The organism is Sphingobium sp. B8D3B, assembly GCF_025961875.1.
Taxonomy (GTDB): domain Bacteria; phylum Pseudomonadota; class Alphaproteobacteria; order Sphingomonadales; family Sphingomonadaceae; genus Sphingobium.
Genome location: NZ_JAOQON010000001.1, coordinates 2,038,192 through 2,060,659 on the forward strand (window position 1 = coordinate 2,038,192; position 22,468 = coordinate 2,060,659).

At 64.3% G+C, this 22,468-nt stretch carries 21 protein-coding genes; 9 read left to right on the forward strand and 12 right to left on the reverse strand.

The window, feature by feature from the left end; all coding sequences use genetic code 11:
• From M2343_RS09595 to M2343_RS09610, 4 genes are all read right to left on the reverse strand, one after another.
• Positions 1 to 603 carry a nuclear transport factor 2 family protein gene (locus M2343_RS09595; RefSeq protein ID WP_264576470.1) on the reverse strand — a complete coding sequence of 201 codons (603 nt, stop codon included), beginning with the start codon at positions 601 to 603 and terminating at the stop codon, positions 1 to 3.
• 127 nt (positions 604 to 730) lie between these two features.
• Complete coding sequence (locus M2343_RS09600; RefSeq protein ID WP_264572153.1) at positions 731 to 2,899, reverse strand: TonB-dependent receptor; 2,169 nt, start codon at positions 2,897 to 2,899, stop codon at positions 731 to 733.
• A gap of 437 nt (positions 2,900 to 3,336) precedes the next feature.
• On the reverse strand, positions 3,337 to 4,635 hold the full coding sequence (locus tag M2343_RS09605) for an FAD-dependent oxidoreductase (protein WP_264572152.1): 1,299 nt from the start codon (positions 4,633 to 4,635) through the stop codon (positions 3,337 to 3,339).
• A gap of 167 nt (positions 4,636 to 4,802) precedes the next feature.
• A complete protein-coding gene (locus M2343_RS09610; RefSeq protein ID WP_181558816.1) occupies positions 4,803 to 5,564 on the reverse strand; it encodes a CsgG/HfaB family protein in 762 nt (253 codons plus the stop codon).
• 211 nt (positions 5,565 to 5,775) lie between these two features.
• On the opposite strand from M2343_RS09610, the gene lepA reads away from it, so the two are divergent.
• The 4 genes from lepA (at position 5,776) to M2343_RS09630 (ending at position 8,660) form a co-directional block, all read left to right on the forward strand.
• Positions 5,776 to 7,596 (forward strand): translation elongation factor 4, encoded by a 1,821-nt coding sequence (gene lepA / locus M2343_RS09615; RefSeq protein WP_264572150.1) that lies wholly within the window; start codon positions 5,776 to 5,778, stop codon positions 7,594 to 7,596.
• Entirely contained in the window at positions 7,593 to 7,907 is a 315-nt protein-coding gene (locus tag M2343_RS09620) for an alkylphosphonate utilization protein (RefSeq protein ID WP_181558814.1), read from the forward strand. The genes lepA and M2343_RS09620 overlap by 4 nt, the downstream gene beginning before the upstream one ends.
• A 40-nt stretch (positions 7,908 to 7,947) precedes the next feature.
• Positions 7,948 to 8,142 (forward strand): hypothetical protein, encoded by a 195-nt coding sequence (locus tag M2343_RS09625; protein WP_181558813.1) that lies wholly within the window; start codon positions 7,948 to 7,950, stop codon positions 8,140 to 8,142.
• A gap of 191 nt (positions 8,143 to 8,333) precedes the next feature.
• Positions 8,334 to 8,660, forward strand: coding sequence for a hypothetical protein (locus M2343_RS09630; RefSeq protein ID WP_264576471.1), 327 nt, complete (start codon positions 8,334 to 8,336; stop codon positions 8,658 to 8,660).
• Positions 8,661 to 8,679: 19 nt separating this feature from the next.
• Here M2343_RS09630 and M2343_RS09635 read toward each other — a convergent pair whose 3' ends face one another.
• Positions 8,680 to 8,868: a flagellar FlbD family protein gene (locus M2343_RS09635; protein WP_181558812.1), complete on the reverse strand. Its 189-nt coding sequence runs from the start codon at positions 8,866 to 8,868 to the stop codon at positions 8,680 to 8,682.
• 111 nt (positions 8,869 to 8,979) lie between these two features.
• Entirely contained in the window at positions 8,980 to 9,183 is a 204-nt protein-coding gene (locus M2343_RS09640; protein ID WP_264576472.1) for a Flp family type IVb pilin, read from the reverse strand.
• Positions 9,184 to 9,580: 397 nt separating this feature from the next.
• On the opposite strand from M2343_RS09640, the gene gmk reads away from it, so the two are divergent.
• The 3 genes from gmk to M2343_RS09655 all read left to right on the forward strand — a co-directional run bounded on the left by gmk (position 9,581) and on the right by M2343_RS09655 (position 12,701).
• Positions 9,581 to 10,261, forward strand: coding sequence for a guanylate kinase (gene gmk, locus M2343_RS09645; RefSeq protein WP_181558811.1), 681 nt, complete (start codon positions 9,581 to 9,583; stop codon positions 10,259 to 10,261).
• A 191-nt stretch (positions 10,262 to 10,452) separates the two neighbouring features.
• On the forward strand, positions 10,453 to 12,252 hold the full coding sequence (locus M2343_RS09650) for a DEAD/DEAH box helicase (protein WP_264576473.1): 1,800 nt from the start codon (positions 10,453 to 10,455) through the stop codon (positions 12,250 to 12,252).
• Positions 12,252 to 12,701 (forward strand): YaiI/YqxD family protein, encoded by a 450-nt coding sequence (locus tag M2343_RS09655; protein ID WP_264577533.1) that lies wholly within the window; start codon positions 12,252 to 12,254, stop codon positions 12,699 to 12,701. Before M2343_RS09650 ends, M2343_RS09655 begins: the two co-directional genes overlap by 1 nt.
• A gap of 20 nt (positions 12,702 to 12,721) precedes the next feature.
• Here the strand turns inward: M2343_RS09655 and M2343_RS09660 are convergent, their stop codons facing one another.
• Positions 12,722 to 13,798, reverse strand: coding sequence for an ABC transporter substrate-binding protein (locus M2343_RS09660; protein WP_264576474.1), 1,077 nt, complete (start codon positions 13,796 to 13,798; stop codon positions 12,722 to 12,724).
• A gap of 216 nt (positions 13,799 to 14,014) precedes the next feature.
• Here M2343_RS09660 and M2343_RS09665 point away from each other — a divergent pair, with 216 nt between their 5' ends.
• The gene (locus tag M2343_RS09665; protein WP_264576475.1) at positions 14,015 to 14,920 is read left to right on the forward strand and encodes a hypothetical protein; all 906 of its coding nucleotides are present in this window, start codon (positions 14,015 to 14,017) and stop codon (positions 14,918 to 14,920) included.
• Between the two features lie 132 nt (positions 14,921 to 15,052).
• On the opposite strand, the gene M2343_RS09670 is transcribed toward M2343_RS09665, so the two are convergent.
• From M2343_RS09670 to M2343_RS09685, 4 genes are all read right to left on the reverse strand, one after another.
• Positions 15,053 to 16,678 (reverse strand): ABC transporter ATP-binding protein, encoded by a 1,626-nt coding sequence (locus M2343_RS09670; protein WP_264576476.1) that lies wholly within the window; start codon positions 16,676 to 16,678, stop codon positions 15,053 to 15,055.
• Positions 16,675 to 17,694, reverse strand: coding sequence for an ABC transporter permease (locus M2343_RS09675; RefSeq protein ID WP_413716048.1), 1,020 nt, complete (start codon positions 17,692 to 17,694; stop codon positions 16,675 to 16,677). The genes M2343_RS09670 and M2343_RS09675 overlap by 4 nt, the downstream gene beginning before the upstream one ends.
• 65 nt (positions 17,695 to 17,759) lie before the next feature.
• Positions 17,760 to 18,839, reverse strand: a complete 1,080-nt coding sequence (locus M2343_RS09680) for a microcin C ABC transporter permease YejB (RefSeq protein ID WP_264576478.1) — start codon at positions 18,837 to 18,839, stop codon at positions 17,760 to 17,762.
• Positions 18,836 to 20,806, reverse strand: a complete 1,971-nt coding sequence (locus M2343_RS09685; RefSeq protein WP_264576479.1) for an extracellular solute-binding protein — start codon at positions 20,804 to 20,806, stop codon at positions 18,836 to 18,838. Before M2343_RS09685 ends, M2343_RS09680 begins: the two co-directional genes overlap by 4 nt.
• Positions 20,807 to 21,080: 274 nt before the next feature.
• On the opposite strand from M2343_RS09685, the gene M2343_RS09690 reads away from it, so the two are divergent.
• Complete coding sequence (locus M2343_RS09690; protein WP_264576480.1) at positions 21,081 to 22,010, forward strand: 1-phosphofructokinase family hexose kinase; 930 nt, start codon at positions 21,081 to 21,083, stop codon at positions 22,008 to 22,010.
• Here the strand turns inward: M2343_RS09690 and M2343_RS09695 are convergent.
• Positions 21,997 to 22,464, reverse strand: a complete 468-nt coding sequence (locus M2343_RS09695) for a low molecular weight protein-tyrosine-phosphatase (RefSeq protein ID WP_264576481.1) — start codon at positions 22,462 to 22,464, stop codon at positions 21,997 to 21,999. The two genes, M2343_RS09690 and M2343_RS09695, sit on opposite strands and share 14 nt — an antisense overlap.
• Between the last annotated feature and the right edge of the window lie 4 nt (positions 22,465 to 22,468).

A 22,468-nucleotide genomic window follows, 5' to 3' on the forward strand; every position in this document is an offset into this window, starting at 1 on the left:
TCAAGGTTTTGCCGGGTGCTCCACGCGGGGCGGCCAGGGCGTGAGGAACGGCGCGTCCTCGCCATAATTGAGCTTGCCCTCGGCCTGGAGGAGGCGCACGCGCCCATCCAGATACTCCTTGATGATCGCGATGCGCCCCTTGCGCACCGTGGCGATCCACACGTCGTTGACGACCTGCTTTTCGCCATTCTGGGTCACGCGGAACTGGACTTCGGCCGCCACGCGACCGTTGCGCACATCGATATAGAAGGCATCGGCGGGAAAGTAGATGCTGCGGTCCGTCGCGACCTTGCAAAAGCCATCGAGGTCAGCGAGCGCGGCATCGCGGCCGATCAGGCGGCGGCCGGGATAGGAAAAATCCACGTCCTCCGTCAGAATGCGGCGCATGAGGTCTGCATCGCAATCCGCCCAGACATGCGCGAGATCGAGGATCAGGCGCTGATATTGTGCGCGCGTCGTGCCGCGCGCTTCCATCTTGCCGGTGTAGATGACGCTGGGGTTGGCGGGAGCCGCCTGCCCGGCAAGGGACGGCATTGCGGACAGGGCCGCGCAGGCGGCCATGATCCAGACCCGGCGCGTGCGCGATGCTCGGATGATCCTCATGCCTCGGTTTCCTTCCCGGTGTTTTGGCCCGCCCCATGTGCGGGCGTCTTGCCCCAAAAGTAAATCGCCGTGGTGTCGGCTTGAACTGACACCACGGCGATTGAGCGATCGGATGCGACCCGAGGCTCTAGCTGCCGAAGCGATAGGAAATGCTGCCGCCGATCCAGCGCGGACGGCCCCAGACTTCGGTCGCCATGCCGAGGAATGCGAGGTCGAACGCGGCGGTGCGATAGCGCTTGTCCGTCACATTCTCGGCAAAGACAGCGAGGGTGAGCGAGTCGCTTGCATCGGTCCAGGAGAGGCGGACGTTTGACAAGGCGTAGGCTGCCTCACGCTGGCTGGGACTGTTGAAGGCGTCGAAATACTGCACGCCCTTGTAGGCGATGTCGCCCTGCAGGCCGAGCGTGCCGCCAAGCACGTTCGGCACGCGATAATTGGCCGTCAGGTTCCACGACCATTTGGGGGCCAGCGGCATCCGTCGATCGACCACAGGGCCGTTATTGGCGAGGCCGGGCAGTTGCACGTCGAGCAGCTTGGCATCCAGATAGGTCAGCGATCCCCGCAGGCGCAGATTCTGCACCGGCTCTGCCGCGAACTCGGCTTCGGCACCGGTGATCTCCGCATCGCGGTTGAACGTGGTCGAGGAGAGCGACACGCCATCGAACTGATAGGCCTGGCTGTCCTTATACTGGTAATGGAACACCGCGCCGCTGATGCTGTAGCGATTGTCGTAGGTGGCGAACTTGGCGCCGGCTTCGTAGCTGGTCAGCCGTTCGGGGCGGACCGAGATGGCCGAGAGCGGAAGCGACGTGTAACCGACGTTGAAGGTGCCGGCCTTGAACGAGCGCGCCACACCCGCATAGAAGAGCTGCCCGCGCTGCGGCGCCCAGCTCAGCCGCGCCGTGAAGCTCGTGCTGTCATCGTTGCGCTTGGCGAGATCGCCCACCGTGGTGGTGTTGAACACCGGGCCGGTGTCCGTGTTGTTGAGGTCGTATTCCTTGTCTTCCTCGGTGTAGCGCACGCCGCCGGTCGCCGTGAGGGTCGAGGTCAGCGCATAGTCGACATTGCCGAAGATCGCCCAGCTCTCGCTGTCCAGATCATAATAGACCGGACGGCGCGGCCCGGCGGCGGCCGAGGTGGTGCGGCGCTGATAGCCGTTCACGTTATAGTCGAAATAATAAAGGCCGGTGACCCAAGTGAGCGGCCCGTTCACGCCCGCCAGACGCAGCTCCTGCGAGAACTGCTCGGCGCGCGGGTGAACTTCGGTCGAGCGTGCACCGGGCGTTGAGTCGCTGTCGAACGCCGCGTCCTTCTTGCCCTTCTCGAAGCCGGTGATGGAGGTCAGCTCGGCAAAGCCGAGGTCCGCCTTGATCTTGCCGATGGCCGTGAACTGCTCCGAGCGCATATAGGCATCGAAGTTGGTGTTCGTCTCCAGCGGCTTGCTGTCGCCATAGCCGAAGGAGTCGACGCCGCCCGGATTGCGGGTGGAGAGGCCCGTCACCGGGTCCTGCGTCACGGCAATGTGGGTGAACATGTTACCCGCTTCATTGTCGTTCTTGTAATATTGCACGAACAGCTCGGCGCTCAGATTGTCCGCGAACTGGTTCGACAATTGCCCGCGAATGGCGCTGGCGTTGAGCGCGTTGCCGTCTTCCCCGCCCGGGAAATTGTTCTTGATGTAGCCATCATAACGGTGGCGGAAGACGCTGACGCGGCCCAGCAGGTTGCCGAACAGCCGGCCGCTGATCGCCGCTTCGGCCTGAACGCGATTGCGCTCGGCGAAGGTGACGGACACATGGCCTTCCAGCTGCTCGGTCGGCGCTGCGGCAATGAAGTGGATGAGGCCGCCGGTCGCGTTGCGGCCATAAAGCGTGCCCTGCGGACCGCGCAGCACCTCGATGCGGCTGATGTCGAACATCTGGGAATCGAGACCCATCAGGTTCGCCTTGTAGAACTCGTTCACATAAACGGCGGACGGGCTCTCATTGGTGTCGGCAAAGTCGCGCATGGCGACGCCGCGCAACGAGATGAACGGGAAGTCGCCGTCGCCCGAGTTCTGGCCGATGGAAAGGCCGGGCACCAAGCGGGCGAGATCGAGCGTGCTCGACGCGCCGGATTCAGCGGCCTGCGCGCCGGACACGACGCTGAGGCTGATCGGCACTTCGGTGACGCGCTGCTCGCGATGCTGGGCGGTGACGATGATGTCGCCACCTTCGGCGGTGTCTGCGGCGTCGGCAGCCATCAGCGGCGCGCTCGTCGAAGCCAGAAGAAGGGCGAGAAACGCTTTGTGGGACATCGTCAAAGATGCCTCGGGCTTGCGTGCAAACAACATTGTGGGCTTCCTCCAGATAAACCTGTCATGCCCGCAGGCCAGAGCTCACATCGGTTACCGCCTCGAGCCCACGCGCAGCGTGAGCGATGTTTGTCCTGTTGAGCCCTCCCCGTTCGGCGTTGGTATGTATGCAGAGCGTGCTTACTTATGTAAAGAGGGTCGTGACGATTTTTTGACAGAGGCTCAAATGTGCGGCGCCTGCGTGGATCAACCTTCAAAGGGCGGTTTTATTGGGGTTTCACGAGAAGGGAACGATCACGACCCAAAGCAGGCGGCGACCGCAGGATCAAATCGAAGTGCCGCGGCGCGACGTCTGCGCGAGCCGAGTCGCCGCAACGGTGAGACCGGTGCGGGCATGTATAATTAGTGGGATCAAAGAAGCGGCGGCCGGAGAGCGCCCCCTACCCCCGCCCCGCCTTCACCATATCCGCGATCCGCACGAACTTCTCGCGCGGGGCGCCCAAGCGGGCTTGGGCGATTTCGGCTTCGTCGATCTTCTGCCAATCACGGAAGGTGACGATCTCCAGATCGCGCTCGGCAATGAGCGCGTCCAGGCCAGCCCGGCCCTGCTTGCCGGCGGCGGCGGGCTGGTCGGCAGCGATGGCTTCGGCGATCAGGAAGCCGTCGGGCTTGTTGGTGCCGATGGTGCCGCTCGGCCCCCGCCGCGCCCAGCCGACGCAATAGAGGCCCGGGCGAATGCGGCCCTCCTCATTGGCGAAGCGGCCGCGCGCCTCGTCATAGGGCACGTCGGGAATGGGCGGCGTGCGATAGCCGATGCAGCTGATGATGAGATCGGCGGGCATGGTCACACGCTCGCCGGTGCCGATGCTCTGCTGCTGCGCATCGAGCCGGGTCCGCTCCAGCACCAGCCGCTCGACGCGCCCCTCCCCCTCCACGCGCTCGGAAACGACGAAGAAATCGAACCGGATCGCAACCACCTTCTCGGGCGATGGCTCGGCGAACTGGCGGAGCAGCGCCAGCGACTTGCGCTGTCCCGGCTCCAGCGCCTCATCCACCGACGTGGGCGGCAGATCGGCGGGGTCGACATGGACGGAGGCGCGCTCCAGCCGGCCGAGTTCGCCCAGCTCCTTGGGGGTCATCGCAATCTGCGCCGGGCCGCGCCGACCCAAGATGGTGATCGAGCGGGGCTGCGCCTTTTTGAGAATGTCATAGGCATGAGCGACGACATCGCTCTCCTCAAGCTCGCGCGCGGTCTTGGCGAGGATGCGGGCGCAATCCAGCGCGACATTGCCATTGCCGATGATGACCACATCCCGCTCGTCGATCCGCGGTGCGAGATCGGCATGATCGGGATGGCCATTATACCAGCCGACGAAAGCGGCGCTGCCGATGACGCCGGGCAGATCGTCGCCGGGCACGCCCAACGGGCGATCCGACGGCGCGCCGGTGGCGAGGATCACGGCATCGTAAAGGCCCTGAAGTTCCGGGATCGACACGTCGCGCCCGATGACGAGATTGCCGACGAAGCGCACCGTGTCGGTCAAGGCCACGGCTTCATAGCGGCGGGATACGGCCTTGATGGACTGGTGATCCGGCGCGACACCCGTGCGAACAAGGCCGAAGGGAACGGGCAACCGGTCGATGATGTCGATCGCCACATCCTCGCCGAACTGCTTCTGGCAGGCTTCCGCGGTATAATAGCCGGCAGGGCCAGACCCGATGATGGCGATATGACGCATGGAACGGCCTCTCCAGAAAATGTGTCTTGCGCAGGGCAGCCTAGCCGAGGCTGCGCGCGAGGCAAGGGCCGTGCGCATGAGAGCGATGCCCGTGGAGACATAGGCGCGCCCAAACGAAAAGGGCGGACCATTCGGCCCGCCCTTTCAGATCGATGTACCGATGCCGCTCAGCGTGCAGCGGGCGCCGCTGCCGAGGCGTTGGCGGGCAGTCCGCCGAGTTGCGTTACCAGCTTGGTATAGGCATCCAGATAGGCCAGCACGATGACCTGGCCGATATCCGTGTTCTGGTAGCCGCCGCCAGCCGCGCCGGCGAAACCGCCCCACCAGCCCGCGCCGCCGCCGGCACCGAAGCTCAGATCCGACTTGCGCGAATAGCCCTCGGTCATCGCTTCCTCGACCGTGGTGCGCGCATTGACGATGGAGAGCGTCACATTGGCTTCGCTCTTCTTGATGTTGATGCCGCCGGCCAGCGCGCCGAACGTGCTGCGGCCCAGGAAGCCGCCCAGCATGCCGCCCAGAGCGTTGCCGCCGCTATTCTTGTTGGAGGTCACGATGTCCGGCTGGAGGAAATAGTCCGCCGCCTTCACCTGACCGCGCCCGATGTTGCTGCCGGCTTGCAGTTCACCCTGATCGGCCAGGGCGCGCTCCATCGCGCGGTTCTGCATCGAGCGCCCGCGGTTAACGAGCGTGAAGCAGCCGGACTGCTGGATGAAGATGCGCAGGATCGCTTCGGGGCTGCCGAGACTCAGCTCGCGCCACCACTGCGTGTCCGGCTCGACGATGGCGACGGTGCCCAGATTCTTGGTGCAACGCGGGATGTCGCGCGTGCCTTTGTCCTGCGCCTTGCGCCCCGAGGATTGCGCCATGGCCGGCTGCACCACCAGGCCGATCGCGGACAGCGCCAGCGCCAGTTTGATCGATAGTTTCATGTGTTACCTCACCCACAAGGATTATGCAGTCGACGCCCCTGCCGAACCACAAGGCCCGCTGTTTATCACAGCAAAATGGCGGCACAAGGTTAACGACTGCACGGCGGCGGCGCATGACAGGCGGCGCTCCTCATGTCTTGTATGAAATGGTCGCGGCGGGCCCTCTTTCAGAAGGCTTTGCCGGAACCCTTCCGCCTGCTATCGGCGCGCAATGACTGACCTCGCCCACATCCGTAACTTTTCCATCATCGCGCATATCGACCATGGCAAGTCGACCCTCGCCGACCGCTTGATCCAGCGCACTGGCGGACTCTCGGATCGCGAGATGACCGCGCAGGTGCTCGATAACATGGATATCGAGAAGGAACGCGGCATCACCATCAAGGCCCAGACCGTGCGCCTCGATTACACCGCGAGCGACGGCAAGACCTATGAGCTCAACCTCATGGACACGCCGGGCCATGTCGACTTCGCCTATGAAGTCTCGCGCAGCCTCGCCGCGTGCGAAGGCGCGCTGCTGGTCGTGGATGCCGCGCAGGGCGTGGAAGCGCAGACGCTGGCCAATGTGTACCAGTCGATCGAGCATGACCATGAGATCGTGCCGGTCATCAACAAGATCGATCTGCCCGCCGCCGAGCCCGAGAAGGTGAAGGCGGAGATCGAGGATGTGATCGGCATCGACGCCAGCGAGGCGGTGCTTGCCAGCGCCAAGGCCGGCATCGGCATTGACGAGATTCTGGAAGCAATCGTGAAGAAAATCCCCGCCCCCAGCGGCGACCGGGACAAGCCGCTGGAAGCGATGCTGGTCGACAGCTGGTACGACCCCTATCTCGGCGTCGTCATCCTCGTGCGCGTCATCAACGGCGTGCTCAAGAAGGGCCAGAACATCAAGTTCATGATCGGCGGCACGGAGCATCTGGTCGACCGCGTCGGCTGCTTCCGCCCCAAGATCGAGACGCTGCCCGAGCTTGGCCCCGGCGAGATCGGCTTCATCACCGCGCAGATCAAGGAAATCACGCAGACCCGCGTGGGCGACACCATCACCACGGTGAAGAACGGTGCGACCACGCCCCTGCCCGGCTTCAAGGAAGTGCAGCCGGTGGTGTTCTGCGGGCTCTTCCCGGTCGACGCGGCGGACTTCGAGAAGCTGCGCGAAAGCATCGCCAAGCTGCGCCTCAATGACGCCAGCTTCTCCTTCGAAATGGAGAGCAGCGCGGCGCTGGGCTTCGGCTTTCGCGCCGGGTTCCTCGGCCTGCTGCACCTGGAGATCATCCAGGAGCGGCTGACCCGCGAATATGACCTCGACCTCATCACCACCGCGCCGTCGGTGGTCTATCGCATCCAGCTGCGCAAATCGAAGACCGAGGACGCGCGCGAGATCCTGCTGCACAATCCGGCGGATTATCCCGACCCCAGCCGCATCGAGCAGATCGACGAGCCGTGGATCAAGGCGACGATCTACACGCCCGACGAATATCTGGGCAGCATTCTCAAGCTCTGCCAGGACCGGCGCGGCATCCAGACCGGCCTCACTTATGTGGGCGGCCGCGCGCAGGTGAGCTACGAACTGCCGCTCAACGAAGTGGTGTTCGATTTCTACGATCGGCTGAAGTCAATCAGCCGGGGCTATGCCAGCTTCGACTATGAGCAGATCGGCCTGCGCGAGGGCGACCTCGTGAAGATGAGCATCCTCGTCAACAACGAGCCGGTCGACGCGCTCTCCATGATCGTCCATCGGGGCGTCGCCGAGGAGCGCGGCCGCCACATGTGCGAGCGGCTGAAGGACCTCATCCCCCGCCACCTCTTCAAGATCCCCATTCAGGCGGCGATCGGCGGCAAGGTGATCGCGCGCGAGACCATCGCCGCGATGCGCAAGGACGTGACCGCCAAATGCTATGGCGGCGACATCACCCGCAAGAAGAAGCTGCTGGAGAAGCAGAAGAAGGGCAAGGCGCGGATGCGCGAATATGGCTCCGTGCAGATTCCGCAGGAAGCATTCATCGCCGCGCTCAAAATGGGGGACGACAGTTGAGCGAGCAGACTAGCGACGAGGATTATGTGTTCGATGAAGCCAGCGGCGAGTGGCTGCCGGCTTCCGAACTGGCCGCCAAGCAGGGCGCGGCCGATGCGGTGGAAGTGCGCGACGCAGTCGGCAATCTGCTGGCCGATGGCGATCAGGTCACGCTGATCAAGGATCTGACCGTGAAGGGCGCGGGGCAGACGCTCAAGCGCGGGACGCTGATCAAGTCGATCCGCCTCACCGGTGACCCGCAGGAAATCGACTGCCGCTACGAGGGCATCAAGGGGCTGGTGCTGCGCGCTGAGTTCGTGAAGAAGCGGTGAGCGCGGTACCGGGCCGCCCATCGCAAAGGAGTGCAGCCTGATGGCCAAGACTGACGCCGGCGGACGCTTCGAGCGGCATCGCCAGCCCTGGACCGCCGCCGAGATCGACAAGCTGCACACGCTGGCGAAGAAGGGCATGGCGCTGAAAGCCATCGCCAAAGCGCTCACCCGCAGCGAGGAATCGGTGAAGGACCGCGCCAAAGCGGACGGGCTTACGATCGCGAAACTGCGTTAAGGCGCGGCCCCTAATCCTGCCAGCAGCAAATGGCGCCCGTCCGAGCGAGCGTCCGGCAACCTTCGGGGCGCACAAGCGTCTCATCAGGGCCAGCTCCCAAGCGAGATGGAAGTGGCACAAAGCTGCTGTGGGCATGTCGCGTCCGCGGCGGCCGCGTGCCGCTGTGCGAGACCATGCTGGAGGATGTCCCCATGCCCATTTCCCATACGCCCCTGATAGAGCGCATTGCGCGCGTGCTCGCCGGACTGCGGCTGAGCGAGAATGCTGATGGCACCGAGCCGAGCGCCAGCCGGTCTGTGGACCTGGAATGGGAAGATTGCGTTGAGGACGCACGCGCAGTGCTCCGCACGATGCGCGAGCCGGACGCGGCAATGGCCAGCGCAGGCAATGAAGAGATTTGGGAAGCGATGATCGCGGCCGCTTTGTCGGGCGAAGCGAGCGGTGCGGGTGCAAACCAAGCCAACCCGGATGAGACCAATCCGCTTGCTCCTCCGATCAATCTCAACGCGGGCAGCTGAAGTCTCGACGCGCTAGTCCCTAGCTTTCGGGTAGCTGGTTGGTCCGGTTCAGCCGGTCGATCACTTCATCGAGCGGTTCAACGACCGTCACGCTACGGCCTTCGCCAAAGCGAATACGCGTGCCCTCGCCGACATTGGAGATGAACGAAATCTGCGTTGCATTGACGGCGACGGGGGCGCGGTCCGGGCTGGTGAACTTGACGAACATGGGCACGCTCTCCTGCTTATGATTGGAGACAGCCTAAGCGCATTCTCGCGTCACGCAATTGCTCGTCGCGCGAAGGTGGAAAATATCCGGCAGGCTGCCGCTTCTCGCGCCTTATCGGCCCGACAGGCTGTTGCTGATGCCGAAGAAAAGCTCGGAGAGATTGATACCGAGCGACAGGAACGCCATGACGCAGGCCAGCGACACCAGCGCCGCGATCAGCCCATATTCCACTGCCGTCGCGCCCCGCTCATTTGCGCGCAGCCGAGCAAAGGGCTTAAGGTCACGGTCAACAGCAGGTGATATCTGACGCGGCATGGGGCACTCCTCACATTTGTCGGTTCAACGTCGCCGCAAATGGTGGAGAGGTGGTAAAGAGAAGGCGCCAGATGACATTGGACTAAGAGCGCGGAAGGCTCGTCAGCCCAAACCGAGTGAGGCCACGGCGATCAATGCCGCGATACCGGTGAGGCTGGTTACCAGCCCAAGTTCCAAAGCCTTTGCTCCGCGCTCGGTGCGGAGAATCCGCATAATCATGTCATCCTCCAATGACATAACCCATAGCACCGGCTGGCTTTACGTGCGCTTAACGAAGCCGCTGGAAGACGACCGATCCACACAAAAAGCCCTCCAGACTGGGAGCGCGGAAGCGATTCCTCCGCCCAAGTCTCAGTCCGCCAATTGACGTGGCGACAGACTCACGGCAGGAGCAAGCATGGCCGACATGACCGATCCCGTTTCCGCCGATCCACTTGCCCAGCCCGCGTCCTTCAAGCGCCGGGGGATGCTTTTCGTGCTGTCCTCCCCTTCCGGGGCCGGCAAATCCACCATCTCGCGCAAGCTGCTGGCGCATGATCCGGGCCTGACCATGTCCGTCTCCGCCACCACCCGGCCGATGCGGCCCGGCGAAGTCGACGGCAAGGATTATCATTTCGTCGATCTCGAGCGGTTCCGCGCCATGGTGACGGACAACCAGTTCCTCGAATGGGCGCATGTGTTCGATCATCGCTACGGCACGCCGCGCGCGCCGGTGGAAGGGATGCTGGAAGCCGGGCACGACGTGCTGTTCGATATCGACTGGCAGGGCGCGCAGCAGCTTCACCAGCTTGCCGGCGGCGATGTCGTCCGCGTGTTCATCCTGCCCCCCTCGATGATCGAGCTGGAAGCGCGGCTGCGCGGACGCGGCACGGACAGCAACGACGTGATCGAGCGACGCATGGCGCGCGCGCACAGCGAAATCGCGCACTGGGACGGCTATGATTATGTGCTCGTCAATGACGATGCCGAAGCCTGTTTCGCCAAGGTGCTCACGATCCTGCAGGCCGAACGGCTCAAGCGCCACCGGCAGACCGGCATCATCGGCTTCATCCGCAAGCTCGACCGCGAGGAAATCTAGCCCTCAGCCCGCCCCGCAGGGGTCATCGGCCCGGCCACGCAAAACTTTGCAAGCCAGATGCCCTCCATATCTGTATGGGGGGCGCATAAGGCGGACCACCAAACAGGATGACGCGCGCAGATGAGGCCTTTGAAACAGGCTTTGCGGCGAGGATGGTCCACCGCTCCACTCTTTTTTGATTAGCGAGATACATGCCCTTTTCCACACTCCCCCCTCTTCTCGCCAATGCCCTTGCCGAGCGCGGCTATGCCGACCCCACGCCCGTTCAGGCCGAAGTTCTGGAGGCGCAGGCGCATGGCCGTGACCTCATCGTCTCGGCGCAGACCGGATCGGGGAAGACCGTGGCGTTCGGCCTCGCCATTGCCACCGACCTGCTGGAAGATGGCGAACGCATGGCGCCGCCCGGCCTGCCCCAGGCGCTGATCATCGCGCCGACCCGTGAACTGGCGCTGCAGGTCAGCCGCGAGTTGATCTGGCTCTATGGCAAGGCCGGCGCGCGCATCGCCACCTGCGTCGGCGGCATGGATGCGAGCAAGGAACGCCGCGCGCTCTCGCATGGCGCGCAGATCGTGGTCGGCACGCCCGGCCGCCTGCGCGACCATCTGGAACGCGGCGCCCTCAACCTCTCGACCCTGCGCGCCGTGGTGCTCGACGAAGCCGACGAGATGCTCGACATGGGATTCCGCGAGGATCTGGAAGAAATTCTCGACGGCACGCCGCAGGAGCGCCGCACCCTGCTCTTCTCCGCGACCATGCCGGCCCCCATTGTGGCGCTGGCCCGGCGTTATCAGCGCGACGCGCTGCGCATCTCGACGGTGACGCAGGAGCGCGGCCATGGCGACATCAGCTATCAGGCGATGGCTGTGGCGCCGGCCGACATCGAACATGCCGTGGTGAACCTGCTGCGCTTCCACGAAGCGGAAACGGCGATGCTGTTTTGCGCGACGCGCGACAATGTGCGCCACCTCCATGCCGGGCTGGTCGAGCGCGGCTTCGCGGTCGTTGCCCTTTCCGGCGAGCATAGCCAGAATGAGCGCAATCAAGCGCTGCAATCCTTGCGCGACCGGCGGGCACGCGTGTGCGTGGCGACCGACGTGGCCGCACGCGGGATCGACCTGCCGACGCTGAGTCTCGTCGTCCATGTCGAGATTCCGCGCGATGCCGAGACGCTGCAGCACCGCTCCGGCCGTACCGGGCGCGCGGGCAAGAAGGGCACCGCCGTGCTCATCGTGCCCTATCCGCGCCGCCGCCGGGTGGAATCGATGCTGCGCGGCGCGCGCATCCAGGCGGACTGGATTTCGCCGCCTTCCGCCGACGACATTCGCCGCGCCGATACCCAGCGCCTGCTTGAAACGCTGCGCGCCCCTGTCGAACTCAGCGAGCAGGATCATGAGCTGGGCCGCCAGTTGCTGGCCGAGCGCAGCCCGGAAGATGTCGCCGCGATGCTGGCCCATGCCTATCGCGCGCGCCTGCCCGAGCCCGAAGACCTGCTGGGCAGCGATGCCCCCGCCGAGCCGCGCGGTCCCCGCCCCGGTTTCGAGCAGAGCGCCTGGTTCCGCCTCAATGTCGGCCGCAATCAGAATGCCGATCCGCGCTGGATCCTGCCGCTGCTCTGCCGGCGCGGCCACATCAGCCGCACCGAGATCGGCGCGATCCGCATCGCGGCGCAGGAAACGCTGTTCGAGGTCGCGGGTGGCGTCGCTGCGCGCTTCCTCGACGCCGTGCGCCGCACCGCCAGCGAGGATGACGAGGTCGACATCCAGCCGACCGACGGCAAGCCCCGCGAGGAAGCGCGCCGCAATCGCCGCGACAATGCCCGCCCCGTCCATGCGCCCAAGCCCTATCGCGCACCCGCGGCGCGCGGGCCGCATGGGGGCCGCCCGGACCAGGCCCAGCCCGGCCCGCATGGCGCCGGCAAGAAGAAGGGGCCCAACAAGTGGAAGGGCGGCGCCAAGCCCTTCGCGCACAAGAAGCCCGGCAAGGATAGATGATCGCGATCCTCGTCGATGCCGATGCCTGCCCGGTGAAGGAAGAAATCTACCGGGTGGCGTTTCGGCATGAGACGCCGGTCAGGATCGTCAGCAACCAGCGCATCCGCATTCCCGATCATCCGCTGGTCGAGCGGGTGGTCGTGTCCGACGCCTTCGACGCGGCCGACGACTGGATCGCCGAGCAGGCGGGCCCGACGACGATCTGCATCACCGCCGACATTCTGCTCGCCGATCGCTGCCTGAAAGCCGGCGCGAGCGTGATCGCCCCGACTGGCAAGCCCTTCACCACCGCGTCCATCGGCAGCGCCATCGCGACCCGCGCCATCATGGCCGATCTGCGCGCGGGCGGCGACATCATCGGCGGCCCGGCGCCGTTCAGCAAGGCGGACCGCTCACGCTTCCTTTCCGCGCTGGACGAGACGATCGTGCGGCTGAAGCGGTCGCGCTGAGGGCCAGGGTCCGCGTTACGTCACTTCCGCTTGGGCAGCGGTGGCAGAGCCTTGGCTTCCTCCAGCACGCTCGTGTCGATCAGCGTCGCGAGTTGTGCGCGGGTGCGGGGCGTGCGCTTGTCCTGTTTGGCGAGCCAGGCTTCCTCTTCCTCCAGCACGTCCAGCAGGTCGCCCGTCCAGTCCGCCAGCCAATTGTGGTGGGACCAGCTCTGCTTGACCAGCTCGAGCGGATAGCCGCTGTTCTGCGCCACCAGCTCCTGCGCCCGTGCGGGATTGCGGCGGACCTCCTGCGTGGCATCGATGATCGCGCGGACCATAACGACGATGTTCCGCCGCATCTGCGGATTGGCCAGCGCGCCCGCGGTTGTGTTGAGATTGAACAGCTCGCGATAGACGCCCTTGCCGCTGAACTCGATGGCATCATCGCCAATCGCCTGCGCGGCGCGCTCGACTTCCGGCTCCCAGATCGCCACGGCATCGACTTTGCGGTCGGCCAGCGCCTGCGGCATGTCGGGCAGCTTCATGCCGACCATGGTGACGTCGTCACTGGACAGGCCGACGGTTTTCAGCATCTTCTGGGTGAAGAAGCCGGACGAAGTGACGGAAATCGTCGCAATCCGCTTGCCCTTGAGATCCGCCAGCGAGTTGATGCCGGCCGATTTGCGCGCGACGATGCGGTACAGCCCCTCGGTGACGGTCATAACGATCCGCATGTCCGGATTGCGCAGCGAGTAGCGCAGCGCCTGCGTCTCGGCATTGGTCGCGATGTCGGCCGGCGCACTGCTGTCATCCGGCGTCGCACCGGGCTCGCCGACAAGATTGGCAACGCTCCCCCGCCCGACCGTGACGGGAGCCGGATAATAGGATTCAGCGGCGATAAAGAGCGGCGCGAATTCGAACACGGTGAGATTGCCGAACGCGCGGATCGGACCTGCCTGCGCGACAGTCGCGGAAGCCGCCGAGGCCGAGGCCACGGGCGTATCCGCCTGGGTGCAGGCCGAGGTGCTGGCGACCAGAAGCGAGAGACCGGCCAACAGGACGCCGCGCCCACGCCGACTCGCGCTGCCGTGGCTCCCCGCCCGATTGAATGCCGACATCCTCTTCTCCCTCACATCGCTTTTGACGGCAGAAGGCTAGCGAGCGGCGGCGCCGCCAACAATGCACGGAACGGCATTGATCCTTGCCTGGGGTGGCGAGTGCGGCGTTTGCCGTTCACAGACCAACAGGGTCATTCCGGACACCACGCCTTTGCAGCTATCAGAGATGTCGAGCGGTAGTAAAAAACATGACGTTCATGCAGACGAATATGGAGTATGATCGCTGTATTGGGGGGGCAGATGCACTGGCGTAGGACTGCTAAAAGCACCGACGAACCATCCGGCTGTGCCTATCTCGGCCTCCTATCTTTCATCGCGTGTCTGCTGGGCTCGGCGCTAGCAGCGCCGGTGTTCATCGGTACAACTTATTCGCAATTCCTTCTCGGTAGTGGATGGGAGAATGGAGCCAACTTTCTCCTTTCTGTGATGTTCGTATCCTTCGTTGGCGCCTTCTTTGCCATTCCAATCGGTCTGCTTTTGGGCATTCCATTGCTCGCGGCCTGCCGGCCCTTCTTGCATTACACCGCCCTCGCGGCTCCGGTCTTTGCGCTCTCAGGTCTACTCACCGGTTTAGCCGTAAAACATTTTAGCGAAGTAGAGTTCGGTAGTGCTGAGCTTGTCTTCGGAGCTTGCATCGGCGGTATGCATCCGCTGGTTTATGGTCGAGCAAGCGGGGTTGCCTGGTCGAAAATCTGCATAGCCTCGCTGCTCAGCACTATAATTGTGCCGGCTGTCGCTTACGCTGGTGAGGATGTGCTGAACGCCATAGGTAGCCGTCACGAGTTTGAGGAACGGTGCGCCGACATTTACGGCTCGATGGCGGTTGTCCGTGACCGTGCCGACATGGAGCAGCAGGACCCTGCTTATCCATATGCCGGAAAGTGGCTCAATCAGCGAAAGTGGCGCTCGCTCTATGCGCGAGAAGACGTGACCTTACTCGATGAGACCCAAGTCCTCATTGCACGTGATTACGCTTACGTGCCCGGTGGCTTTACGGGTTGGATTACTGGCGGACGGCGGGTGGAGCGGCATTGCCTGACTGACAAAACCGGGGTCGACGCGGATTTTCTGCGCGGGCAAGGGTTCGGCGTACGGCCTAACCTTCGCGATCTTGCAGACTAGATATGACCGCGCTTCAGCTATCAAAACATCCGCGTAATAGCTACCTGACAGCTCCCTACACCGTTGCAGCCGTTCACTTACCGAGCCAACACTGCATAGCGGACATTCATCTGGTCGGGCTTGCTAACCCAATCACGCCGCCGCCCGCGCCCGCAACTCCAACGCCGCCGCGATTAGATCACGCGTGTAATCCGTCTGCGGCGCGTTGAAGATCTGTTGCGAGGAGCCTTGCTCCACGATCTTGCCATTGCGCATCACCACCACTTCATGCGCGAGGGCGCGGACGACCTTGAGGTCGTGGCTGATGAACAGATAGGTCAGGCCATGGCTCGCCTGCAGGTTGCGCAGCAGGTCGACGATCTGGGCCTGCACGGACATGTCGAGCGCGGAGGTGGGCTCGTCGAGGATCACGAGATCGGGCCGCAGGATGATCGCGCGGGCGATGGCGATGCGCTGGCGCTGGCCGCCGGAGAATTCGTGCGGGTAGCGATCCAGCACCGCCGTCGAAAGGCCGACCTCCTCGATCATCGTCGCGACGGCCTCGTAGCGCTCCGCTGGCGTCAGGTCGGGTCGGTGGATCGGCAACCCCTCGCCGACGATCTGGCCAATGGTCATCTTGGGGCTGAGGCTGGCAAAGGGGTCCTGAAAGACGATCTGCATCCGCTTTCGCAGCGACCGCATCTGCTTCCAGTTGCGCTCGTGCAGCGGCTCGTTCTCGAACCAGATCGGCCCTTCCGAGCGGCTGATGCGCAGCAACGCGAGGCCGAGCGTGCTCTTGCCCGAGCCGGACTCGCCGACGACGCCGAGCGTATGCCCGCGCGGAATGGAGAGCGTCACGCCATCCACCGCCTTCACAAAGGCGCGCGGCTTTCCGAACCAGCCCTTGATCGGGAAATGGACCTTCAAATCCTCGGTGCGTACCAGCGGCGCGGGATCGCCCTCGATCTTCAGCGGTTCGCCGCGCGGCGTCGCGTCCAGCAGCTTGCGGGTGTAGGCATGCTGGGGATTGTCGAACACCTCGCTGGTGTCGCCGGCCTCCACCACCTCGCCCTGCGTCATCACGCAGACGCGCTCGGCCATCTTCCGCACGACGCCCAGATCATGGGTGATGAGCAGCATCGCCATGCCTAGCCGCTGCTGCAGATCCTTGAGCAGATCGAGCACCTGCGCCTGCACGGTCACGTCGAGCGCGGTGGTCGGCTCGTCGGCAATCAGCAGGTCCGGCTCGTTGGCGAGCGCCATCGCGATCATGATGCGCTGGCGCTGCCCGCCGGAGAGCTGGTGCGGATAGGATTTGAGGCGGTTCTCGGCATCGCGCAGCCCCACCAGCTTGAGCAGATCGATGGTCTTGGCGATTGCGGCCGCCCGGCTGATCGCGGGATCGTGCAGCTTCATCGCCTCGATGATCTGCCGGTCAATGGTGTGCAGCGGGTTGAGCGCAGTCAGCGGCTCCTGCGGGATCAGTGCGATGCGTGCGCCACGCAGCGTCTGCATCGTGCGTTCGCTGGCGCCGACGATCTCCTGCCCGTCCAGCCGGATCGAGCCCGATGGATGGAACGCCACGGGATAGGGCAGCAATTGCAGGATCGACATGGCAGCGGTGGACTTGCCCGAGCCGGACTCGCCGACCAGCGCCAGCGTCTGGCCCTTCTCCAGCGTGAAGGAGACGTCCCTGACCGCCTCGACGATGCGGCCTTCCGAGCGGAACGAGCAGCACAGCCTGTCGACCGCAAGCAGGGGCCTGTCCGTGGCGCTCATGTCGATTTCCTTGGATCGAAGGCGTCCCGCGCCGCTTCGCCGATGAAGATGAGCAGCGAGAGCATGGTGGCCATGACGGCGAACCCCGCGATGCCGAGCCACGGTGCATAGAGATTGTTCTTCGCCTGGTTGAGCAGTTCGCCGATCGAGGGCGATCCGCGCGGCATGCCGAAGCCGAGAAAATCCAGCGCCGTGAGGATCGTGATCGACGAGGAGACGATGAACGGCAGGAACGTGATGGTCGCGACCATCGCATTGGGCAGGATGTGCCGGAACATGATCGTCCGGTTGCCAAGGCCGAGCGCCCGGGCGGCGCGGACATAATCCAGATTGCGCGCACGCAGGAACTCGGCGCGCACGACGTGCACCAGCGTCATCCAGCTCACCAGCAGCAGCACGCCGAGCAGCGTGAAGAAGCTGGGCGTGAGGAAGCTGGCCATGATGATCAGCAGGTAGAGCATCGGCAGGCTCTGCACGATCTCGATGCAGCGCTGGAAAATGAGGTCGGTCCACCCGCCGAAATAGCCCTGTATGGCGCCGGCGGTGATGCCGATGATGGAGCTGAAAAAGGTGAGCAGCAGGCCGAAGGTCACCGAGAGGCGGAAGCCGTAGATGATGCGCGCCAGCACATCGCGCGCTTGGTCGTCTGTGCCCAGCCAATGGCGTGCGGAGGGCGGCGACGGCGCGGTGACGGGGATATCGTAATCGATCGTCCGGTAGCTGTAGGGGATGATCGGCCAGATCGCCCAGCCGTCGCCCTCAGCGATCATCGCCCGCACGGCGGGGTCCTGATAATTGGCCTCCGTCTCGAACACGCCGCCGAATGTGGTCTCCGGATAGGCGCGCAGAACAGGCGCATAGATCTCGCCACGATAGCTCAGCAAGATGGGCTTATCATTGGCGATCAGCTCGGCGCACAGCGTCACCGCATAGAGCGCAAGGAAGATCCACAGGCTCCAATAACCGCGCTTATTGGCCTTGAAATTGGCCCAGCGCCGGCGCGTGAGCGGGCTCATCCGGCTGATCGGGCGCACAGGCCGGGAATGAACGGCCGGGGCTGCGACGGGCGCTTCGGCGTTCATCAGACGTCCCGCCTTTCGAAATCGATGCGGGGGTCGACCAGCACATAGGTGACGTCGCCGAGCAGATTGGTCAGCAGGCCGAGCAGCGAGAAGATGAACAGCGAGCCAAGCATCACGGGATAATCCCGGTTGATCGTCGCCTCGAAGCCCAGCAGCCCAAGGCCATCTAGCGAGAAGATCACCTCGATCAGCAGCGAGGAGGTGAACAGCACGCTGACGAAGGCAGCCGGAAAGCCGGCGATGACGATGAGCATCGCGTTGCGGAAGACATGGCCGTAGAGCACGCCGTTCTCGGAGAGGCCCTTGGCCCGCGCCGTGGTCACATATTGCTTGCCCACTTCATCGAGGATCGAATTCTTGGTGAGCATGGTCAGGTTAGCGAAGGCGCCGATGACCATCGCGGCCACCGGCAGGGTGATGTGCCAGAGATAATCGAGCACCTTGCCGATGAGCGACAGCTCCTCCCAATTGTCCGAGACCAGGCCCCGCGCCGGGAAGATGCTCCAGAATGTGCCGCCAGCGAACAGCACGACCAGCAGCACCGCGAACAGGAAGCCCGGAATGGCATAGCCGATGGTCACGAAGAAGCTCGACCAGGCATCGAACGCAGTGCCCGCGCGCACCGCCTTGCGGATGCCGAGCGGAATAGCGACGAGATAGGTGATGAGCGTGGTCCAAAGGCCCAGCGAGATCGACACCGGCAGCTTCTCGATGATCAGATCGATCACCGGCTGGTCCTTGTAATAGCTATTGCCGAACTCGAACCGCGCGAAATCGCCGAGCATCTTGAAGTAGCGATAGAGCACCGGCTTGTCGAAACCGTAGAGCTTCTCCAGCTCCTTCACCATTGCCGGGTCCAGCTCGCCGGTGGGCATGATGCCGCTGCTCGCGCTGGTATCCACACTGCCGCCGATGGTGGCCGTCGCGTCCATCGCGGTGCCGGCGAACCGCGCCTGAATCTGGTCGATCGGGCCGCCCGGAACGAACTGGATGATGATGAAGGTGATCGTGACGATGCCGATCAGCGTCGGCACCATCAGCAGGAGCCGCCGGGCGACATAGGACCAGAGTGCCGTCATGAGGACTGTCCTTGTGCGTGCCCGGCCGTCTTGCCGGGGTCGCTCCACCACGTATCCAGCGTCATGATCGGGAAATTATAGGCGGGCTGCTTCCTCGGCATGCCGAACCGGTCCCAATAGGTGATCGGCATCTGCCCCACCGGCGCCGGATAATCATGCTGGAAAGGAATGGCGTAGAAATTCCACAGCAGGATGCGATCGAGCGCCCGCATCGCGCCGACCACGGTCTCGCGGTCCGTCGCGGTGATCATCTGCGCGAGCATCTTGTCGACTGCGGGATTCTTGACGCCCGGATAGTTCAGCGATTGCGGCTGATCCGCAGCGTGCGACCCCCAGATCAGTGTCTGGCCGATGCTCGGCGTTTCATGGCCGGGGAACATCGGGATGTTGAGCAGCAGGTCATAATCATAATGCCGCAGCCGATGCCGGAACTGCGCGCTGTCGAACGAGCGGAAACTGATGGCGATGCCCAGTTGCCGCGCATTCTCGACAAAGAGCGAAACCTGCCGGTCCATCAGCGGAGAATAGCTGATCAGTTCGAGCGTGATGGGGCGACCGGTCGTCTTGTCGATCAGCCGGCCGTCCTGATAGCGATAGCCCGCCGCCCGCAGGATCCGCACCGCCTCGATGAGGTTGGCCCGGCGATTGCGCCAGTTCCCGCCCACGGGCAGGTCCGGCGCCTTGGTGAACACCTCGCCCGGCACCTCGTCCCGCACGGATTGGAGCAGCTCCAGCTCCCGCCCCTGCGGCAGTCCCTCGGCCGCAAACTCGCTGTTGGTGTAGAAGCTGTGCAGGCGGCCATGATGCCCGGCGAGCAGGGTCCGGCGCACCCACTCGAAATCATAGGCCAGCATCAGCGCGCGCCGCAATTGACGATCCGCCAGCGCGGGCCGCCGCGTGTTCATGACGATGCCCAGATAGAAGGACGGGCTGCGGTAATCGATGACCTGCCGCTTGATCTGGCCCGCGCGGAAGGCCGGCAATTGCTTCTCGCTCGCCCAGCGCACTGCGCTCGTTTCCTGTCGGAAGTCGACATTGCCGGCGAGGAAGGCCTCATAGGCCACGGTCTGGTCCCGGTAATAATCGTGCCGGATGATGTCGAAGTTGTATCGGCCCTTGTTGACCGCCAGATCCTTGGCCCAATAATCCTTCACGCGCTCGTATTCGATCCAGCGCCCCTGGCTGAAACGGCCGACCTTGTAGGGGCCGCTGCCCAAGGGGCGGTCGAGCGAGGCGGCATTGAGCGCGTGCTTCGCGTAATAATGGCGGGGGAGCAGCCACATATCCATCACTACCGTCGGCAGCGTGGGATTATTGGGCTGGGTGAAATAGACGCGGACCGTGTGCGGACCGCGCTTTTCCGCACGCGTCACGGCCTGCTCCAGCCGTTTGAGCGAGGGCGTCACCAGACCCTTGGCCTGATCGATGGTGAAGATGATGTCCTCGGGCGTGATCGGCACGCCATCATGCCAGCGGGCGCGGGGATCGAGATGGAAATCCATCCATGAAATATCTTTGGGATAGGTGATCGACTCAGCGACCAGCGCGTAGCGCATCGCCGGCTCGTCCGAACTGCGCCGCATCAGCGGCTCGTAAACCTGCATCATGCCGATGGGCGGCGTGCCGAGCAGGGCCATGAGATTGAGACTGTCGAAGCCGCCAATATAGGCCACCCGCAGCGTGCCGCCCTTGGGCGCCTTGGGATCGGCATAGTCGAAATGCTTGAAGCCGGGGCCGTATTTGGGGGTGCCGAACACCGCATAGGCATGGCTGGAGATCAGCTCATTGCCGCCCGGCACGGCCTGAACGCTGGCGGAACTGATCGTCAGCAGCAGCGGAAGGCAGAGTAGCGCCAGCAGGAGTTGCCGAAGCACCCCGAGGCGCTGCCTCACCGGCCCGGCAGATGGTGGCGGGCCGCCATCATCCAGGCCATGGTCATTCGGGCCGTCCGCAGCATCTCCAGCCATACTCTCCCTTCCGAACCCCAGATGGAGTCCAGCAAACCGGTGATGCCCATTCGATCTTGCGCCGAATGTCGTCTCACCCGCTCCGTTGGTTCAATGTCTAACTTTAGTTGACCTAACTAACAATTCGAATCGAACTTATCTTGTCATAATTCGCGCTGCCAGGCGCGTAAACGCCCTGCTCGTCATCGTGCCGCGCCTGCTCTGCCAATGCAACCGGCTGCCGCACAGCGCGGCACGGCTTTGATCGCCGCGCGCATCCTGCTAGCCCATGCGCATGAAGAACATCGCCACGCTCACCCTCAATCCCACCATCGATGTGGCCTATGAGGTCGACAAGGTCTTTGCCACGCACAAGATGCGGACGGCTGGCGAATATCATAATCCGGGCGGCGGCGGCATCAATGTCGCCCGCGTGTTCGTGCGGCTGGGCGGCAATGCGCGGGTGCATTACCTGTCCGGCGGGGCGACCGGCGTGGCGCTCGATGGCTTGCTCGACCGGCATCAACTGGTGCGCGCGCGAATCCCCATTCAAGGCGAGACCCGCGTCGCGACCTCGGTGCTGGAGAAGGACAGCGGCAAGGAATATCGCTTCACGCCGCCGGGGCCGGTGGTGGATGAAGCCGAATGGCGGCTGGCGCTCGACCAGCTCAGCCAAGTGGACTGCGATTATATCGTCGCCAGCGGATCGCTGCCGCCCGGCGTGCCCGAGGATTTCTACGGGCAGCTTGCCGCCGCGCTGGCGCCGCGCGGCATCGGCTTCGTGCTCGACAGTTCAGGCGCCGGTCTGCGCGGCGGCCTTAGCGGCGAGCATGTGCTGCTGGTCAAGCCGAGCCAGGGCGAATTGCAGCAGCTCGTCGGGCGCGACCTGAAAGGTCCGGACGCCATTGCGGCGGCAGCGCAGGAGATCGTGCGATCGGGCCGCGCCCGCTATGTCGCGGTCACTCTTGGCCATGAAGGCGCGGTGCTGGCGACGGCAGAGAGCACCCTCTATCACCCCGCCATCCCCATCGACGCGAAAAGCGCGGTCGGCGCCGGGGACAGCTTCGTCGCCGCGATGGTCTATGCGCTGGCCAGCGACTGGCCGGTGGAAGATGCCTTCCGCTATGGCATTGCCGGCGGCACTGCGGCGGTGCTGACGCCGGGCACCGACCTCGCCCGCCCGGCCGACATCGACCGCCTCTACGCGCAGATCAAAACCGGCTGACCAGCGCGCGCGCCGCCGCCTGCACATCCCGCCAGGTCACATCGAACCCGGCTTCATCGCCAAAATAGGGGTCGGCCACGGCCTGCCCCTCCCGCGCCGGCACCATGTCCAGCAACAGGCCGACATGAGCGCGATGCCCTGCGGGCGCGAGGCGCCGGATGCTGGCGAGATTGTCCGCATCCAGCGCAAGGATCATGTCGAAGCGCTGGAAATCCGCCTGGGTGATCTGCCGCGCACGATAGGTCGAGATGTCAATGCCATGACGCAGCGCGGTCGCCTGCGCGCGCGGATCGGGCGGCCGCCCGACATGCCAGTCGCCCGTGCCCGCCGAGTCCGCCGTCACATCGAGGCCGGTCAGCGACGCCTCGTGGCGGAAGGCCGCCTCGGCCAAAGGCGAGCGGCAGATATTGCCGAGACAGACGAACAAAATGGCGGATGGGGTTGGCTTGAGCATGCGC

What these genes read in the sequence shown, in the direction of transcription:
- M2343_RS09600 (WP_264572153.1), bottom strand. Translation starts at nt 2,899, where the DNA reads ATGTCCCACAAAGCGTTTCTCGCCCTTCTTCTGGCTTCGACGAGCGCG.
- M2343_RS09685 (WP_264576479.1), bottom strand. Translation starts at nt 20,806, where the DNA reads ATGGCTGGAGATGCTGCGGACGGCCCGAATGACCATGGCCTGGATGAT.
- M2343_RS09670 (WP_264576476.1), bottom strand. Translation starts at nt 16,678, where the DNA reads ATGAGCGCCACGGACAGGCCCCTGCTTGCGGTCGACAGGCTGTGCTGC.
- M2343_RS09665 (WP_264576475.1), top strand. Translation starts at nt 14,015, where the DNA reads ATGATCGCTGTATTGGGGGGGCAGATGCACTGGCGTAGGACTGCTAAA.
- gmk (WP_181558811.1), top strand. Translation starts at nt 9,581, where the DNA reads ATGGCCGACATGACCGATCCCGTTTCCGCCGATCCACTTGCCCAGCCC.
- M2343_RS09690 (WP_264576480.1), top strand. Translation starts at nt 21,081, where the DNA reads ATGAAGAACATCGCCACGCTCACCCTCAATCCCACCATCGATGTGGCC.
- M2343_RS09605 (WP_264572152.1), bottom strand. Translation starts at nt 4,635, where the DNA reads ATGCGTCATATCGCCATCATCGGGTCTGGCCCTGCCGGCTATTATACC.
- M2343_RS09610 (WP_181558816.1), bottom strand. Translation starts at nt 5,564, where the DNA reads ATGAAACTATCGATCAAACTGGCGCTGGCGCTGTCCGCGATCGGCCTG.
- M2343_RS09650 (WP_264576473.1), top strand. Translation starts at nt 10,453, where the DNA reads ATGCCCTTTTCCACACTCCCCCCTCTTCTCGCCAATGCCCTTGCCGAG.
- M2343_RS09630 (WP_264576471.1), top strand. Translation starts at nt 8,334, where the DNA reads ATGCCCATTTCCCATACGCCCCTGATAGAGCGCATTGCGCGCGTGCTC.
- lepA (WP_264572150.1), top strand. Translation starts at nt 5,776, where the DNA reads ATGACTGACCTCGCCCACATCCGTAACTTTTCCATCATCGCGCATATC.
- M2343_RS09640 (WP_264576472.1), bottom strand. Translation starts at nt 9,183, where the DNA reads ATGCCGCGTCAGATATCACCTGCTGTTGACCGTGACCTTAAGCCCTTT.
- M2343_RS09695 (WP_264576481.1), bottom strand. Translation starts at nt 22,464, where the DNA reads ATGCTCAAGCCAACCCCATCCGCCATTTTGTTCGTCTGTCTCGGCAAT.
- M2343_RS09625 (WP_181558813.1), top strand. Translation starts at nt 7,948, where the DNA reads ATGGCCAAGACTGACGCCGGCGGACGCTTCGAGCGGCATCGCCAGCCC.
- M2343_RS09680 (WP_264576478.1), bottom strand. Translation starts at nt 18,839, where the DNA reads ATGACGGCACTCTGGTCCTATGTCGCCCGGCGGCTCCTGCTGATGGTG.
- M2343_RS09635 (WP_181558812.1), bottom strand. Translation starts at nt 8,868, where the DNA reads ATGTTCGTCAAGTTCACCAGCCCGGACCGCGCCCCCGTCGCCGTCAAT.
- M2343_RS09595 (WP_264576470.1), bottom strand. Translation starts at nt 603, where the DNA reads ATGAGGATCATCCGAGCATCGCGCACGCGCCGGGTCTGGATCATGGCC.
- M2343_RS09660 (WP_264576474.1), bottom strand. Translation starts at nt 13,798, where the DNA reads ATGTCGGCATTCAATCGGGCGGGGAGCCACGGCAGCGCGAGTCGGCGT.
- M2343_RS09675 (WP_413716048.1), bottom strand. Translation starts at nt 17,694, where the DNA reads ATGAGCCCGCTCACGCGCCGGCGCTGGGCCAATTTCAAGGCCAATAAG.